This window comes from Methanolobus sp. WCC4, from assembly GCF_038022665.1.
Taxonomy (GTDB): Archaea; Halobacteriota; Methanosarcinia; order Methanosarcinales; family Methanosarcinaceae; genus Methanolobus.
Genome location: NZ_CP150629.1, coordinates 581743 through 598435, shown reverse-complemented (window position 1 = coordinate 598435; position 16693 = coordinate 581743). Strand labels below are relative to the sequence as shown.

10 protein-coding genes and 1 pseudogene are annotated in these 16693 nt (G+C 45.9%); 6 read left to right on the top strand and 5 right to left on the bottom strand.

From position 1 onward, the window contains the following. Nucleotides 1-421 precede the first annotated feature (421 nt). Together V7O63_RS03015 and V7O63_RS03010 are read left to right on the top strand one after the other, a co-directional pair. Nucleotides 422-2365 carry a hydantoinase/oxoprolinase family protein gene (locus tag V7O63_RS03015; RefSeq protein WP_340820036.1) on the top strand — a complete coding sequence of 648 codons (1944 nt, stop codon included), beginning with the start codon at nt 422-424 and terminating at the stop codon, nt 2363-2365. Then, the gene (locus tag V7O63_RS03010; RefSeq protein ID WP_340820034.1) at nt 2362-4290 is read left to right on the top strand and encodes a hydantoinase/oxoprolinase family protein; all 1929 of its coding nucleotides are present in this window, start codon (nt 2362-2364) and stop codon (nt 4288-4290) included. The genes V7O63_RS03015 and V7O63_RS03010 overlap by 4 nt, the downstream gene beginning before the upstream one ends. A gap of 346 nt (nt 4291-4636) precedes the next feature. Here V7O63_RS03010 and V7O63_RS03005 read toward each other — a convergent pair whose 3' ends face one another. The 4 genes and pseudogenes from V7O63_RS03005 to V7O63_RS02990 all read right to left on the bottom strand — a co-directional run bounded on the left by V7O63_RS03005 (nt 4637) and on the right by V7O63_RS02990 (nt 9308). Then, nucleotides 4637-5941 (bottom strand): M18 family aminopeptidase, encoded by a 1305-nt coding sequence (locus tag V7O63_RS03005; protein ID WP_340820032.1) that lies wholly within the window; start codon nt 5939-5941, stop codon nt 4637-4639. A gap of 181 nt (nt 5942-6122) precedes the next feature. Then, entirely contained in the window at nt 6123-7142 is a 1020-nt protein-coding gene (gene mtbA, locus V7O63_RS03000; protein WP_340820030.1) for a methylcobamide:CoM methyltransferase MtbA, read from the bottom strand. 92 nt (nt 7143-7234) lie between these two features. Then, nucleotides 7235-8611 (bottom strand): annotated as a pseudogene (locus V7O63_RS02995) (monomethylamine:corrinoid methyltransferase). A gap of 43 nt (nt 8612-8654) precedes the next feature. Then, entirely contained in the window at nt 8655-9308 is a 654-nt protein-coding gene (locus tag V7O63_RS02990) for a methyltransferase cognate corrinoid protein (protein ID WP_340820029.1), read from the bottom strand. 250 nt (nt 9309-9558) lie between these two features. On the opposite strand from V7O63_RS02990, the gene V7O63_RS02985 reads away from it, so the two are divergent. From V7O63_RS02985 to V7O63_RS02975, 3 genes are all read left to right on the top strand, one after another. Continuing rightward, on the top strand, nt 9559-11601 hold the full coding sequence (locus tag V7O63_RS02985) for a histidine kinase dimerization/phosphoacceptor domain -containing protein (protein WP_340820027.1): 2043 nt from the start codon (nt 9559-9561) through the stop codon (nt 11599-11601). Nucleotides 11602-11641: 40 nt separating this feature from the next. Next, nucleotides 11642-12049 (top strand): response regulator, encoded by a 408-nt coding sequence (locus V7O63_RS02980; protein ID WP_340820024.1) that lies wholly within the window; start codon nt 11642-11644, stop codon nt 12047-12049. 72 nt (nt 12050-12121) lie between these two features. Beyond that, entirely contained in the window at nt 12122-12907 is a 786-nt protein-coding gene (locus V7O63_RS02975) for a winged helix-turn-helix domain-containing protein (RefSeq protein WP_340820022.1), read from the top strand. A gap of 110 nt (nt 12908-13017) precedes the next feature. On the opposite strand, the gene V7O63_RS02970 is transcribed toward V7O63_RS02975, so the two are convergent. Then, complete coding sequence (locus tag V7O63_RS02970; RefSeq protein ID WP_340820020.1) at nt 13018-14556, bottom strand: APC family permease; 1539 nt, start codon at nt 14554-14556, stop codon at nt 13018-13020. Nucleotides 14557-15353: 797 nt separating this feature from the next. Here V7O63_RS02970 and pylS point away from each other — a divergent pair. Continuing rightward, nucleotides 15354-16685 carry a pyrrolysine--tRNA(Pyl) ligase gene (gene pylS, locus V7O63_RS02965; RefSeq protein ID WP_340820017.1) on the top strand — a complete coding sequence of 444 codons (1332 nt, stop codon included), beginning with the start codon at nt 15354-15356 and terminating at the stop codon, nt 16683-16685. Nucleotides 16686-16693 lie beyond the last annotated feature (8 nt).

The following is a 16693-nucleotide window of genomic DNA, read 5'->3' as shown; positions in this document are numbered from 1 at the left end:
CGTTGGAAAACGGGAACTGCATAACGATTTACAAAAAACAGTAACAATATACCCATTTCATTATTCAGTAGTAGACATAAGTATCCCACTGAAAGCAAAAATATAAATATTAGAAAACACATAATTGAAATCGGAGATTGAACAATTTGCCTTGATTTAAATTGGGTCTACATCAGGCGGTCATCTCTGTGGAAATTCTACCTCCTTCAATTGCTCCTTCGTTCTACCTCCACTAGAACAGAAAGGAGCAGGAATTTCCCATTTCCTTGTATTTATCTATCTGATCTTGAGGTTTGTAGATGTCGTTTGTAAAAACAATGAATATTATGACCCCTCATTTTGAAAGCATCCTGACCATGATGCTATGTACCGTTTCTGAGAATAAGCTCCCAAAAGTGAAAAGTAGCTAGGAGGTACTCTGATGTACAGCCTGGGGATAGATGCCGGAGGCACCTATACTGATGCTGTTATTATCAGGGACTCTGACGGGAAGATAATAGATTCAAATAAATCACTCACAACATATCCTGACCTTTTGACAGGTATCAGGAACACACTTAACGAACTGGACCCCCATTATCTGGAACATGTCCGTTACGCATCTGTTTCTACTACCCTTGCAACTAACAGTGTCCTGGAAAGGACAGGTTATCCCGTTGCGCTTATCCTTGCCAACGATTCAGACATACCGAACAGGGCAAAGATAGAACATTTCACCCTTGTGAAAGGAGGACACAACAGTGCCGGAAATGAGGTATGTCCTCTTGAACTGGAACCTGTTCGGGATTTTGTACTCAGTGTTAAAGATAAGGTCTCTGCCTTTGCTGTCTCGTCCTACTTCAGTGTACGTAACCCGGACCATGAACTGAGAATAAAGGAACTTATCAAGGAACTGAGCGGACTTCCGGTTGTCTGCGGACACGAGCTTTCACAGGACCTCGGAGCATACGAAAGAGGGATCACTGCTTACCTGAATGCCAGACTCATTCCTATATCCAGTCATTTCATGGAAGCCGTCAGTTCCGAGATGAGAAGAAGGAAGATCGATGCGAAACTGATGATGCTCAAATGTGACGGCTCTGTGGTCGGTATCAGCGAAGCCCTGAAAAGACCCATAGAATCCATATTCTCGGGGCCTGCTGCAAGTCTTGTGGGAGCAGCATATCTCTCAGAGAATGAGGATTGCGTCGTTATCGACGTTGGAGGAACAAGTACCGATGTTTCCCTGATACACCGTGGAGTACCCGAACTCAGCGAATCCGGTGCCGTGGTCGGTGGCTGGCAGACAAAGGTCAGGGCCATAAGGATGGAGACATCCGCAATGGGCGGTGACAGCCATGTATGGATCAGGAACCACATTGTCAATATAGGGCCTCGAAGGGTCATACCTCTTTGCCTTGCCGCTGTGGAATTCCCTGAGCTAATCGAAAAGCTCAGGCAGAACCAGGTGATCCTTCGTAACCAGATGGGAGAGAATCTCCAGCCCACCAAGTTCTTCCTGCGATCCGGACTCAAAGCGACCGATCTCAGTCCTGCCGAAGAGGAACTGCTCTCAAGGATAGGGGACAGACCGCTGACTGTCAGTGAGATATACTGGAATGAGAACAGGTTGCCAAATCCCGGAACCCTCGACCTGCTCATACAGAAGAGGCTTGTCAAGACGATAGGTTTCACACCCACAGATGCACTTCATGTCCTTGGGGAATACACCCAATGGAACAGGGAAGCCTCGGTTATCGGAGCCGGTATACTGGCATCACTTTCCGATACCGATGAAGATGAGCTTTGCTTCAGTATAAAGAAAGATGTTGCAAGGAACATGGCATTGAACCTCATCGCATTCCTGCTTGAGGATGTAAGCAGGGAAGAGATAGAGAAAGTACTCAGAGGAAAGTTCTTTGCCGGATTCAAGGTGGACCTCCCTGTTGTGCTTCTTGGCGGACCGGTAAGAGCCTATGCAGAGGAACTCGCGGAATTCATAGATGCGGAGATCATAGTACCCGAACACTGTAACGTCGGGAATGCCGTTGGAGCAGTGGCAGGAAAAGGAGCCAGGAAACTCGAGGTTCTCATAAAGGCCAACTACACCGAATCGAAATACAATCTTAAAACATCATCTTTTGTTACCTTCTTCCCGGGAGGCAGGGAAGAGTTCGCATCATATCATGAAGCCCTGGAGTTCGGGGAAGAGATCGGCAGCAAACTTATCATGAACTACATGAGCGATGCCGGTCTTGATACTTCTGAGGTCAGCATAGATATGCATCGGAATGATATCGTTACACATGAAGGTGGACTTCCTGTGGAAACAAAGCTCATCTTCTCCGGCATCGGTGAGGCCGGAAGAAAAATGGAGGTAGAATGATCCAATACAGTCTTGGAATAGATGCCGGTGGGACATACACCGATGCAGTGATAGTAAGGGACTCGGACAGGAAGGTCGTTGATTCGAACAAGGCGCTCACAACCTATCCTGACCTGTTGACAGGTATTGAGAACGCCATTGACGGGCTGGACAGCAAGTACCTGCCTGACATCAGGCTCGTATCAGTATCCACCACCCTCGCTACAAACACGATACTTGAGAAAACGGGTTATCCTGTTGCCCTTGTCCTGATAGGGCAGCATACCCTTCCCGCGAATCCCCCTATCGATGATTATATCGTGGTAAAGGGCGGACACAACGTTGCCGGCCTTGAGGATGATATTCTCGATATTGAGACGATCAGGGAATATGCACTGAAGGTAAAGGACAGGGTATCGGCCTTTGCAGTATCCTCATATTTCAGCATCCGTAATCCCGAACATGAGATAAGGGTGAGGGATATGATCGCGGAACTCACAGGACTCCCGATCGTCTGCGGACATGAACTGTCACAGGACCTTGGAGCATACGAAAGGGGGGTCACTGCATACCTGAATGCACAACTGCTCCCCATAGCTGACCAGTTCATCCACGCGATCCAGACAGATATCAAGAAAAGAGGCATTGATGCAAAGCTCATGATGCTCAAATGTGACGGCTCTGTTATAGGTATCCACGAGGCCATGGAAAGGCCTATAGAATCCATATTCTCAGGACCTGCTGCAAGTCTCATGGGTGCTTCATTCCTCTCAGGCAATGATACATGTGCCGTAATCGATGTCGGTGGGACCAGCACCGATGTCTCGCTCAACTACAACGGCCTGCCGGAACTTGTGGATACTGGAGCCGTGGTCGGTGGCTGGCATACGAAGGTCAAGGCCATACGCATGGAAACGTCAGCAATGGGCGGTGACAGCCACGTATGGATAAAGAGCCGCAATGTCAATATCGGACCTCGCAGGGTCGTCCCACTCTGCCTTGCTGCTGTAAAGTACCCGGGATTCATGGACCTTTTGAGGTCCGGCAGGACACCTTCAAGGGTCATGCTCGCGGAAAATGTCCAGCCCACAAAGTTCTTTGTAAGCACTGGAAAGGAGGCCGTGAACGTGAGTTCATTTGAGAAAGAACTTCTGGAGATAATAGGGGAGGAACCTGTCTCCCTCAATGACATCTTCTGGAAGATCGGAAAGCCGATATCCCCGGACAGTGTTGACTCACTTATACAGAAAAGACTTGTCCAGGCCATAGGGTTCACCCCTACCGATGTGCTCCATGTACTTGGAGAATACACCCAGTGGAACAGGGAAGCCTCGCTCACCGGTGCAAGGATACTTGCAAGGCACACACCAATGGATGAGATGGAGCTTTGCAGGCTCATCAAGAAGGAAGTGGCCATCAATATGGCACTGGACCTCATGAGCTTCATGTACAAAGGGGTCTCGAAGTCCGAGATCGAGAAGATGATACGGGGGGATTTCCTCTCACAGTTCAAGGTGAATGTCCCGGTGGTACTGCTCGGAGGACCTGTTCACTCATACGTTGAGGAACTTAACAGGATGCTGGTTGCTGATATCATAGTTCCCGAATATGCCGAGGTTGGTAATGCTGTGGGAGCTCTTGTGGGTAAAGGCGTCAAGAACATAGAGATACTTGTCAAGTCGTTCTACAAGAAGACCGAAAGGACCATCCTGGTATTCTCTCCAGTGGAAAGAAGGGAGTTCTCAACTCATTCCGAAGCCATTGAATACGCAAACCAGCACGGCAGGGAGCTTATCATGAAGTATATGGAAGACTCGGATATCAGACCTGAGGATGTGAGTATAGAGATCAAAAGAGAGGATATCACAATGGATGACGACGGCGGTGCCCCTATAGAGACAAAGCTCATTTTCCTGGGAACGGGAAGGCCAGATGCAGATAAATGAAGACTTTTTGTCTTCTTTTTACTTCGATTATATGTATATTGCGTATGATAAATAGAGAATATCTTATAAGAACGATATCAATAAGCACTATTAACAGAATAAATGGCAATTTAAGCGTAAAATACAAATATGAATAAACCCTACTAAGAGTTAGATTCAATCATCATGGAAATCAGATCATGTTGATCGAATGGACTCTAAATCCGTTCAGTCGGGTTAAATTCCCGGGGTTTCCGCCATATAGTATCATTGTGTGACACAGTCACATGATGACAAAACCTTTTTTGTTTTATTATCTCAGTTCCTTAGTGGATAATATACCTTCTTTTCGTTTGTAAAAATAGTATCATTCTTCCAGCTGGAAGAATGTCCTGAATATCTCAATAGAATCCAGGAAGTCCTGTTTACCCATCAGCTCCCTGGCAGAATGCATTGCCAGCATCGGAACCCCTACATCAACAACATGGACAGGCATATATCTGCTCAACAGAGGACCCAGGGTAGTTCCTCCACGCTGGTCTGAATGGTTCACGAATTTCTGATACTTCACACCGGACTTATCGCACAGTTGCTGGAAAGCCGCAATGGTCTCCACTTCCGAAGCATATGAACGGTTCCCACTGATCTTAATTGTCATCCCTTTGTTCATGACAGGCTTGTTGGTGATATCGTTCTTTTCAGCGTAATTAGGATGCAGTCCATGGGCACCATCAGCCGAGATCACAAAGAAGTCCGGCATATGACAGCTGGACCATTGTTCGGTTCCCTCCATACCCCTGCAGATCCTTTCCAGAATAGAACTCAGCATTATGGAGTCAGCTCCCTGCCTTGTCGTTGAGCCGATCTCTTCATTATCCATGAACGCCACCACATTGAGCCCGTCCTCTTGCATCGACCCCACAAGAGCTTCCATAGCAGCATACACCATGGACAGGTCATCGATCCTCGGACAGGAGATGAACTCCTCCTTTGAACCCACCAGAATTCCTTCCTCGCAGCAATAGACGTTCAGGTCCATATCAAGGATATCCTCCGGACCGACCCCCACTTCCTTTGCGATCATATCCAGCAGATAACCTTCTTTGACCGCATCCTCCATCAGCTGTGTCAGGAGAGGCTGCATCTCTTTTTGAACCTTGATCTCCAGACCTTTATTGATCTCGTAGTTCATGTGGATAGCCAGATTGGGTATGATAAGTACCGGTCTCTGAAGGTCCAGATGGATAACTTCAGGCCTCAGCACCTCATCGGACCTAACAGCTATCCTTCCGGCAATGGACAGGGGACGGTCGAACCATGTGTTCAGGATAGGTCCTCCGTAGCGTTCCACATTCAAGGTCAGCATCCCTTCACTGTTAACCTCGGGATCTGGTTTTATCCTGAATCCGGGACTGTCCGTGTGGGCAGCGATCATCCTCACACCTTTTGTCAGGTCCTGAGTGTTTCCGATAGTAAATGCCACCAGCATGGAAGGATAAGGAGCCAGATAGTATTTCCCTGCTGCATCCAGTTCCCATGATCCGTTCATATGCAATTCTGTAAAGCCCTCGGCATCCAGACGTTCTCTTATGGTATCCACTGTCTGAACTGCTGTTGTCGCTTTTTTCATAAATCCGAAAAACTCACTGATATGATCCCTGAGATTATCCATACTTACCACACTATGACAGGATTCTGATACTTTTAGTCAATACAGTAATAGTAATAGATACTCAGGATACTTAACGATGTAAGGTCAATAATAAAAGAAAAAGGATCTCCGGGAAAGGGGGCAATTCATCAGAAGGATCCGACCCGGAGAAATAAGCGACTTTGCAATTGTTTCAACGTTTTCAATATCTGTGGCTCTTTGCCACTTCTATCATTGCCTGGAGATTGACGGTAGGTGTCTTGCTCACAGTACCACATCCGGGTGCAAGCAATCCTATTCCTGCGTCAATGACTTTCTGTGACTGCTCTTTGATGGTCTCAGGTGTCTGGTTCCAGAGCATGTTCACAGGGTCAAGGTTCCCTACAATGACAGCCTTTTCGACATTGGCCACAGCTGCTGCTGCATCAACGTTCTGGTCCACACTGATGGAGTCAACACCACATGATTCCATAAGTGAGAGACCCTGAGTGGTATCACCACAGATGTGCAATACTACAGGTACATTGACCTCATGCATTGCATCGATTATCTTTTTGTGGAAAGGAACCACGAACTTCTCATAGAACTCAGCACCTATCAGCTGGTAACTTGCTGTAGGGTCGATGATGACCATGGTGTCGGCACCGTTCTCAACCATTCTTTTTGCGTAAGCAACGCAGAAGTCAGTTGTGAACTCCATAAGAGCAAGGCCGAATGCCTCGTCTGTAAAGATAGCCATGAACCACTCATCGCCATTGATGTGCTGTGCAAGTGAGAAAGGACCGATCATACTGCCCATTATTGGAAGTTCATCACCATACTTGTCTGCAAGTATCTTAATAGCATCACAAACAACACCGATCCTGCCTTCACTGAGATCATAGCCTTTGAGCTTCTCGATATCCTCTACTGTTTTTACAACATGGCCCACTACGGATGGCTGCTGCTCCAATGTACCATCCTTTATCTCACAACCGAAGAACTCAGCTTCCGCAGTTATATCGAAAGGCACACGGACAGCCTCGAATCCAACTACGGTGTGACCTGCTTCAGCAAGTGTTGCCATTTTTTCCGCATCATTATTGGCCTCTGGCCAGAAAGCACCACAGGCCTCCATCTGCTCAACAGTGCCTGTCTGGGTAACACAAACAGCAGGCATCCTGTCAACAGACTGACCGGTCAGTGCACGGGATAATCTTTCTTTTGGGGTATATTCTGTCATGATCGGACTCCTGAAGAAGAGATGACCGGCATTTACACACCAGTCATCTGAGAGTGGAGGTCATAGTTTCTGTCTTATCGATACAAAATGTCTTAGAATGAAAGACCGAACTCTTCGAGCTTCCTGCGAGCATCAGCGTAGACCTTCATGTACTCGTCAGTTGGTGTTACGGTAGCAATGTCGTAACATTCCTGGAAGGTCTTACCCTGTGGTGCATTCGCATAGTTGCCTTCATAGGAACTGACAAGAGCATCAAGGACCTTGTTGACCTCAGAAATATCCATTCCTGCTGTTGCCCTTGCAACCTCTCCCATCATCCTTGCTTCCATACCGGTTGTCTTGTCCTGAACGACACCCTTTGCGGATGCTACACCGGAGAGGATCTCACGGCCTGAAGCTGTGTCGGTGATGGACTGAGCGGATGCTTCGAGCAGACACATCTCGGTACATGGACCTGCACATGGGTAGTACTGGTTACCTGAGATCATGTCTGTGAACTCTGAGATAGTTGCACATGCCCATCCTGCGATCATGAGGGTCTCACGGGTGTTTGTGGATCCCCAGCGGATGTGGACCGGACCGTCAAGGTGCCAGCTTGCATTGCTCATTACAAATGCGTTGATGTGGGTTGCGATGTTGACTATTGTGGTTTCTTCTATGCCACCGGCATATCCACCAAAGATAGGCATCTGTTCATCCATGATGATGTCACTGTTACCCTGATAGTGTGCCATCACACTGATAGCATCAAGGTCGATCTTAAGCTCATTGAGCTGGGATACTTCGTGACTGTCACTGCAAACCATGCCACCGGCACAGTCAGCAGAGATATTTCCCTGAGCGGACAGGGAAGTCTCTGGTCCCTATATGCCCATGCCTGGCCTTCCGGCCATTGCTGCTGCTGCCTTGATGAGCCTGGTCTCGGTCTTTGCTGCAAGGACCTCATATGGGCTCTTTGGGATAGGTGGCTTGCCACGGACTGTCATCATGACACCGTTGACAATTGTGTCGACTTCCTTCTCAAGAGCATAGCTCATGTGAACTGGCATGAACATGTCCTCGGAAATTGGGGAACCTGTTGGACCACCCTGGACTATTGGCTTTCTCTTGTCACCAACACTTCTCTTCTGGACCCTGACAGCGTCCCTGCCGGTTCCCAATGTGAACTCTTTCTGGACGTTGTTGATAGCGTCCCAGATCTCGTCCTCTGTGTACTTCACTACACGGCTTGTGTCTGTACAGAAGATACCACAGTCAAGGAGCATCTCGAAACCTGCCTTGAAGAGGTTCTCCATCATGTCCTTGTCAGTTGGTACGAACTCACCCTTGAAGTCAAGGTTGTACTTCTGCTTGAGTTCCATTGCCTTCATTGGGATGGTCATAAGGTCCCAGTCATCCTGGGTTGTCTTCTCTCCCTTCTTTGCTCTCTCATAGAACTCAAAACAATCCATTGATCTTGCGAATGTCATTCTTCTTCACCTCAAATATCAGATAATTATCAAATGATCGGGATTATTCCATAAGGCTGAGTGCAACACGTGCTGCATCTGCTGCGTTCTCTGCTGTTGCGTCTGCTCCGATCTCTGCGATCCATGCGTCTGATACTGGTGCTCCACCGAACATGATCTTAACAGAGTCTCTAAGGCCTTCTTCTACAAGCATGGAAACTGTGTCCTTCTGGCCAAGCATTGAGGTTGTCATGAGTGCTGAACCAACGAGCAGGAGTTTCTTGTCCTTGTTCTTTGCAACTTCTTCTGCAACCTTTTCATTTGGTACGTCTACGCCCATGTCAACGATCTTGAAACCGTTTGCTTCAAGCATGGTTGTTACAAGGCGGTGACCGATATCGTGGATGTCGCCTTCCTGTACGTAGGTGATAGCAAGACCTACACCGTCGGTGTTTCCTTTCTCCTGCTCAAGTACAGGTAAAAGAAGTTCCATTGCTGCGTTCATTGCCTTTGCAGACATCATGATCTGTGGAAGGTAGATCTCTGCTGCCTCGAACTTGTCTCCTACTATCTTCATTCCTGGAGAAAGGCCGTCATTGATGATCTCAACTGCAGTAAGTCCTGCATCCAGGGCTGCCTGGGTAGCTTCTGCACAGCCGTTGATATTCTGTGTAACGACAGTGTCTCTGAGTGTGTCTAACATTTCCTGATTTGACATATTTAGCCTCCGTAGTTGTCCCTTTTTACGTTTTTAAGGTCTGGGCCCTTGAGGAACAGTTCTCAATAGACAAAGATATTATATATCATAAACTCAGCAAAATGTATCCGTCTCTGTTGAATTCGTATTTACAAAGAAAATGTTACGTTATCATCTGATCATTACAACGCTGTTGTAATGATACAATTACATTACAATTTTTGCTTGCGAGTATTTAAAGTTCAAAGAGCTTAAAGTAAGACCAGTTCAAATGAAACTTGAAAACAGATCCCTGAAATTCAAACTGATACTGTACATAGTGGTCGGGACCATCATAGTACTGGCAACAAGTACTGCCATGACCATTACAACGGTCACGAACCAGGAAGAGGAGCTTGCTTACGAACAGGCGGTCCAGATCGCAGGAAAACATGCTAACGACTTCAATGGCGATATGGAAGAATACCTGGCCATTGCAGAGACAAATGCCGCTACAGTTGGAAGTTTTGAGTCCCTGAGCAGGGATGAGGCAAATGCCATGCTTCGGGAAACCCTGATAACGCACCCTCAGCTTGTGGGAGTGTATGTAGGCTATGAACCGGATGCCTTTGACGGACAGGACAGTCTCTATGCGAACACATCAGGCCATGACTCTACAGGGCGTTTCATTCCTTACTGGAATACAATGGAAGGAACCGTCAAGCTCTACCCTCTGATCAACTACGAGGACCTTAGTTATTACCAGGGTCCAAAAGCAACAAAAGAGAACGTTATCACTGAGCCTTACTTCTATGAAAAGCTCTTCATTGTGAGCTATGTTGCCCCGATAATGAAAGATGGTGAATTTGCTGGAATATCGGGAGTGGATGTTTCACTCAACTATCTTGATGAAGATATCAGCGACGTGCAGGCATTCGAAACCGGATACGCTTTTGTTGTGGACAAGGAAGGAGTACTTGTAACATATCCATATAACAAGGACTGGATCGGTAAGAAGACGCTCTATGACCTGGGAATAGATGATTATTCACTTATAGCCGATGATATATACAATGGAAACAGCGGTCATCTCGAAACAGTGGATTCCAATACCGGTGAAGATGTGGTCATGTTCTACGAACCGGTTGAAGCAGGTGGTTTCTCTTTCATACTTGTGGTCCCACGGGATGAGATATTTGCAGGTGTACAGAACCTCACTCACAAACTGATGATGATATCATTTGTAGCTATTATTTTCATGGGGGTTTTCTCCTATCTCATAGCACTCTCATTTACGAACACGATCAAAGAGATTGTCTACGATTTCAAGAAGATATCAAAGGATGCCGTTATGGGCAGGCTATATTCCAGAGCAAAAACGGATGTTGAGGAAGACTTCAAGGAGATACCTATAGGTCTGAATGAGATCCTTGATGCGGTGATCAACCCGATCCACGATACCATTAACCTCACAACCTCCCTTTCACATGGAAAACTTTCTGAAAGGTCAAAAATGGAAGCTAAGGGAGAGTTCAAGCAGCTTTCAGACACACTTGATAACTTTGCAGAATCCCTGGATACCATGATTGAGGATTCCAATAGGGTGCTTACCGCATTCCAGCATAATGATTTCTCACAGAAGATAGAGGTTCACGGTGAAGGTGACTTTGGTATTCTAACGGAAGGTATTGAAGAAACAAGGATCACTCTTGCCCAGATCATGGATGAACGCAAGAAACTGGAAGAGGTACGTAAGAAGGAGATCCACCATCGTATCAAGAACAATCTTCAGGTCATTTCAAGCTTGCTTGATCTTGAATCTGAGAAGTTCAATGATGATACGGTTATCGAAGCCTTCAGAGAGAGCCAGAACCGTGTGATCTCAATGGCACTTGTACACGAAGAGCTCTACAAGTCACAGGATATGGAAAGTATTGACTTCTCGGATTACCTGATGAAACTTGTGAACGAGCTATCCTATTCATATATGATAGAAAAAGAGAATATCAAAGTAAAACTTGACCTTGATATTGTTTTCATCGATATGGACACTGCAATCCCATTGGGAATGATAGTCAACGAACTTATTTCCAACTCACTGAAACATGCATTCAAACCCGGAGAGGAAGGAGAGATATTCGTTGATCTCGACCTGACGGATGGGAAACTGACGTTGACAGTAGGTGATACCGGTGTAGGGTTCCCTGAAGACGTTGACTTCACTGTGACAGATTCACTGGGATTACAACTTGTAACGACATTGACGTCCCAGATAAACGGTATTATAGAACTCGACAAAAGCGAGGGAACTAAATTCAGGATCAGACTCAATTAATTTAATAACTATTATTACAGGTCATTGACAGGCGATAAGGATGGAAGAAGCAAAGGATATTAAAATATTAGTAGTAGAAGATGAAAGCATAATTGCTTTAAACATAAAGAAGAAGCTCAAGAGTTTTGGGTACACGGTCCCGGCACTGGCCACAACCGGAGAGGAAGCCATCAAGATGGCAGAGATAACTTTCCCGGACCTTATTCTCATGGATGTAAGACTAAAAGGGGAAATGGATGGGATACAGACCGCTGAGGAGATCCGCAAGCGTTTTGACATTCCTGTGATATTCCTGACAGCCTACTCCGACGACAATGTACTTGAAAGGGCAAAGAAGACAGAGCCTTATGGTTACATAGTCAAGCCATTCAAGGCCAATGACCTTAAGAGCAACATTGAGATAGCACTCTACAGGTTCGGTATGAATAAACCGGTAAGTGATGAGTGACAACATTTATACTGGTCACCAAATGGTTATTATATAAAACATCTATATAAAGGATAAAAGCAGTTGATCCAAATGAAAAGTTCACTTGTCGATGTTATCCTCAACTCTGAAAAACGCAAGAATGTCCTTTTACTTCTCATCGAAGGACAAAAGAGCCGTGAGGAGATCAAAACGAGTCTGAATGTGACTTCCACTGCCCTTATCCCTCAGATAAAGATACTCAAGGAGCGTGGACTTGTCATACAGAACGGTGACTACTACATCCTGACCAATATGGGAGAAGTGCTTGTTGAGAACATGCTCCCTCTGCTGAATGTGGTCGAGGTCTTCGAGGAGAACAGCGATTACTGGCAGAACCGCAATCTTAACGGGATACCAAAGTCACTGCTGAAGAGATTCGGTGAGCTTGGTAACTGTCTTATTATAGAGCCCGACCTGAACTACCTGTTCGAGTTCCCAAAGGAGTTCACCGAGAACATAGCAAAATCCGAATACATTATGGCATTCAATGCTTATTTCCATCCTGAATACCCTGCTATGTACTCTAAGCTCGCCGAGAAGGGGATCGATATCTCACTTATTTTCACTGATTCCGTCTATGAGAGGATGGAACAGGATTTTACAGATGATATTGAGAAGTTCAACAGCTTCGACTCAACAGAACTGAGAGTATCCGGCGACAAGACCGGACTGGCAACTCTTGTTAGCACGGACCGCTTCCTTTTCCTGTGTTTCTTCAACGAGCAGGGCCAGTATGATCATACGATACTCATGAGTTTTGATACCCATGCTCTTGAGTGGAGCAGGGAGCTCTTCGATTACTATAAAGAGAGATCCGAAATCGTCGATAAGAACTGATACCCTTACTAGAAACCATCTCCGTCCGGTTATAATACTTTAAGCTATAACGAACAGGATGAACCTGATATCCTTAATATCAGGTTCCTATGTCACTCATTGTATCCTGTTCATTCCTCTAAAGGAACCGGTTCCGGTTCAAATATGCCATGTTCCCTGTGTCCTGCAACTGCAGGCATTCTGTTCCTGTTCTCACGCTGGGAATACATCCAGAGTGGAATGAAGAGACAGAGCATGAAGAATCCAACACCGGTTGTTGCCCATCCAAGTTCAAGACTGTTGAGGTAGATTATACCTATCAGGAAGAATGGAGTGTTCAGTATAGTTGTTGCCAGAGCAACTTTCTTCCATCCCCTTGGAGCCTTGAAAGGTCTTTCCAGCTTAGAGAGTTCAGGATCGTTCCTGACCTTTACATAGGTGTAAAGACTGATACCGTTTGCACAGATGTAACCAATTGCAGATGCTGCAAGGATAGCTGTCGGTGTTCCAAGAAGGATAAGGAACATGTTGAATCCTGCATCAGCGAGCATAGCATTCATTGGATGGCCGTGCTTGTTCAACTTACTCAGAACTGATGGCAGATTACCTTCAACTGACATTGAATATATGGAACGTGCAGATGAAAGGAAAGCTGTCTGGATGATCAGAAGCATTGCACCTATCAACATTACAATTGAAATGGAAGCACCAATAGGACCAAGTGACATGTTTGCCAGTGGAAGCATTGGTGAGATAGGCTCTGCAAGTACTCCTTCAACACCGAGAGCACCAATAACGGATGTCTGTACAAGTACGTAAAGAACAAGGCATATTGCCCCACAGACAAGCAGTGCTTTTGGTATATCGGAATTCGGCTTCTTGTATTCAGGACCATAGATAGCAGCGGTTTCCCATGCAGCAGCACTCCATTCAGCCATTGCCAGAAGTCCGAGAAGGATAAGTATGTGCTCCCAGTCCCAGCTCCAGTCTGTAGGGAACCATGAATTTGTGATGTTCGCCATCTGGAAATCGCCTGTAAAGAACGGTGCAATGGTAATTACCAGAAGAGGTACCAGGGAAATAGCAGCTAAGATAACTCCGGCAGCTGCTCCGTTCTTGAGTCCCTTTGCATTGATGATCGCAAGGGAACCGAAGATGAAACCTCCTACTACCAGTGCCATAAGTGTTGAGTTGATACCTGCAAGTGAGGGAACCATTCCCTGAATGTAACTTGAGATCAGTATGGCATAGATCGCAAGGACAGGACTCCATCCGAACCAGTAGCTCCAGGCACTGAAACCACCAATGAACTTACCGAACTTGAACTTTCCTTTGTTGTTCTTGTCCTTATCCGAACCAAAGACCGTTTGCGTATAACCAGGAAGACCCGATGCCTTTGGGAAAACCGTTGCCAGTTCTCCGAATGCGAAGTTCTGTAAAAAACCAAGGAGCACAGTGGCTCCCCATATTACTATTGCGAAGGACCAGACATAGCTTGTAAGATATCCGATGGAAGGAAGGATAAGCAGTGGAACACCTAATGCTATTGCAAGACCCTGTTTCCAGTCGATGGATCTCTCAAGTTCCTGAGGATCACACATATTCTTAGCACACTGGGCACCATGTTCCCAGTCGATACCGGACTGGGATGCATCCGTTTTATTGCTCATGCACCCACCTCATGATAGCTCAGGTTCGTTCTCCGGGAAAGAGGCATACCCATCGGGTAGCCAGTTCCGGCCTATATTCCAGCTACAGGACAATACTCGTGGACATGCTGATCCACGGATTCCTTTGTAAAGATCATTTTGTTCATTCTAACACCTAGTGATTCAAAGCAGCCGACCTGAACAATAAATATATATGTGACTTCAAGCACGGTACTTATATTTTGCGGAATAGTAATTCCTGTAAATAATATTTAAAAATAACGGTAATAGTTATCTGAATAATAGTTATCTACAAAAGAACGTTGCCGGTCCATTCCTGCAATAAATAATAAAAAAGGTTTATTGATACTGTTTTTTCAAGAATTACATGAAAACATTTGATTGCTATTGTATTATTACAACGCCGTTGTAATCTTGCACTAAGATCAAGATAAATAGCCAGAGACCAATCTTGTATTCAGGATGAGGAGGCAATTTCTCATTTATAATAGACGCAAAAATGCACGCATATCATCCATTTGGAAATGAAAGAAAGAAAACTATATATACATGATTTCTGATTTCCATCTAGAAAACTATATATACCGTCCAATATGGACAATATATATATATGTCGATGACCAAGATTAGCATAGTGTTATGGTCAATACAGTGTATCGACCGGAACAACACAGAATTAACAAACCAAAAGGAAGAGAACCAATGATACTCAACACCAAGAACCACAACTGGATGCTTTCATATCTGGGATTCTAGGAATTGATCGGAAAAAAGGTTAGACTCCAGGAGCTGTTAGCATGGAAAGAAAGCCACTTGATACACTTATTAGCAAGAACGGATTATGGGTGTCACGCAACGGACGTCTTCACGGGGTGAAGAGTTGCCAGACATCACAGAAGTATATAAGGATAGAGATGGATTGCGGAGATATCGTCACCGTTCGCAATTCAAGAACCAGCAGGTCTGCAAGGGCCCTCAGGAACCATAAGTTCCACAAACCCTGCAAGCGCTGTCGCCTGTCAGAGGACAGGATCAACGAATTCTCAAAGAAGATCTCAAGAAAGGATGAAGCTGAGGTCAAGATCGTTCGCTCTTTCAGGCTGGAACCTGAAAAGCCGGTCGAGCCTGTTACAACAATACCCACACAGGCAATTGAGAGCAACACACCTTCTAATCATATTCATAATGAACCACGGGCTGGAATTAGTGCCAATAGTTCCACCATCCACAGATCAGCTCTGAAAACAAGTAAGAGCAATTCCAGCCCTTCTAAACCTAACACAAAGAAGACTTCCCAGCCACAACAGCCGAATTCAAAGAAGACCGAGTTCACATCCCTGCAGAAGAACAGGATACTCTCACTTCTTGGTCCCGGCGAGATGATATCATTCTCAAAGGAGAAGCGGTCCTTTGCCGAGCTGGAAGCCACCCTGACCCTCCAGCGTAAGAAGGATATCAGGGAGATGTACGAGGACAGCCGTGAGAACAACCTCGGAAAACTTGAGAGAACGATAACCGAGTTCTTCGTGGACATGGGTTTCCTTGAGGTCAAGTCACCGATCCTAATACCATTCGAGTACATGGAAAGGATGGGAGTCGGCGAGGACAAGAAACTGTCAGAGCAGATATTCAGGGTCGGCGACAATATGTGTCTGCGCCCAATGCTTGCTCCCGGACTGTACAATCACCTGAGGAAGTTCGATAACGTACTCCCTGACCCTGTCAGGATATTCGAGATCGGTCCATGCTACCGTAAGGAATCCGACGGGAACAGCCACCTTGAAGAGTTCACCATGCTCAACTTCTGCCAGATGGGATCCAACTGTACAAGGGATGAGCTGGAGTATCTTATTAAGGAACTCCTGGATTTCCTCGGGATCGAATACAGGATAGAAGCTGACAGTTGCATGGTCTACGGTGATACCATCGATGTGATGCACAAGAAGATGGAGCTTTCATCCGCAGTTGTAGGTCCGATCCCAATGGACATGGACTGGGGAGTGAACAAACCCTGGATCGGAGCTGGTTTTGGTCTTGAGAGACTGCTCAAGGCAAAGCATGACCTCAAGAACATCAAGCGCGCAGGCAGATCGGAATCCTATTACAACGGAGTAAATATCAATCTCTGAGGTGCCAT

Excerpts from the sequence above, each read along its gene's own strand:
- V7O63_RS03015 (WP_340820036.1), top strand. The coding sequence starts at position 422 with ATGTACAGCCTGGGGATAGATGCCGGAGGCACCTATACTGATGCTGTT.
- V7O63_RS03010 (WP_340820034.1), top strand. The coding sequence starts at position 2,362 with ATGATCCAATACAGTCTTGGAATAGATGCCGGTGGGACATACACCGAT.
- V7O63_RS03005 (WP_340820032.1), bottom strand. The coding sequence starts at position 5,941 with ATGGATAATCTCAGGGATCATATCAGTGAGTTTTTCGGATTTATGAAA.
- mtbA (WP_340820030.1), bottom strand. The coding sequence starts at position 7,142 with ATGACAGAATATACCCCAAAAGAAAGATTATCCCGTGCACTGACCGGT.
- V7O63_RS02990 (WP_340820029.1), bottom strand. The coding sequence starts at position 9,308 with ATGTCAAATCAGGAAATGTTAGACACACTCAGAGACACTGTCGTTACA.
- V7O63_RS02985 (WP_340820027.1), top strand. The coding sequence starts at position 9,559 with ATGAAACTTGAAAACAGATCCCTGAAATTCAAACTGATACTGTACATA.
- V7O63_RS02980 (WP_340820024.1), top strand. The coding sequence starts at position 11,642 with ATGGAAGAAGCAAAGGATATTAAAATATTAGTAGTAGAAGATGAAAGC.
- V7O63_RS02975 (WP_340820022.1), top strand. The coding sequence starts at position 12,122 with ATGAAAAGTTCACTTGTCGATGTTATCCTCAACTCTGAAAAACGCAAG.
- V7O63_RS02970 (WP_340820020.1), bottom strand. The coding sequence starts at position 14,556 with ATGAGCAATAAAACGGATGCATCCCAGTCCGGTATCGACTGGGAACAT.
- pylS (WP_340820017.1), top strand. The coding sequence starts at position 15,354 with ATGGAAAGAAAGCCACTTGATACACTTATTAGCAAGAACGGATTATGG.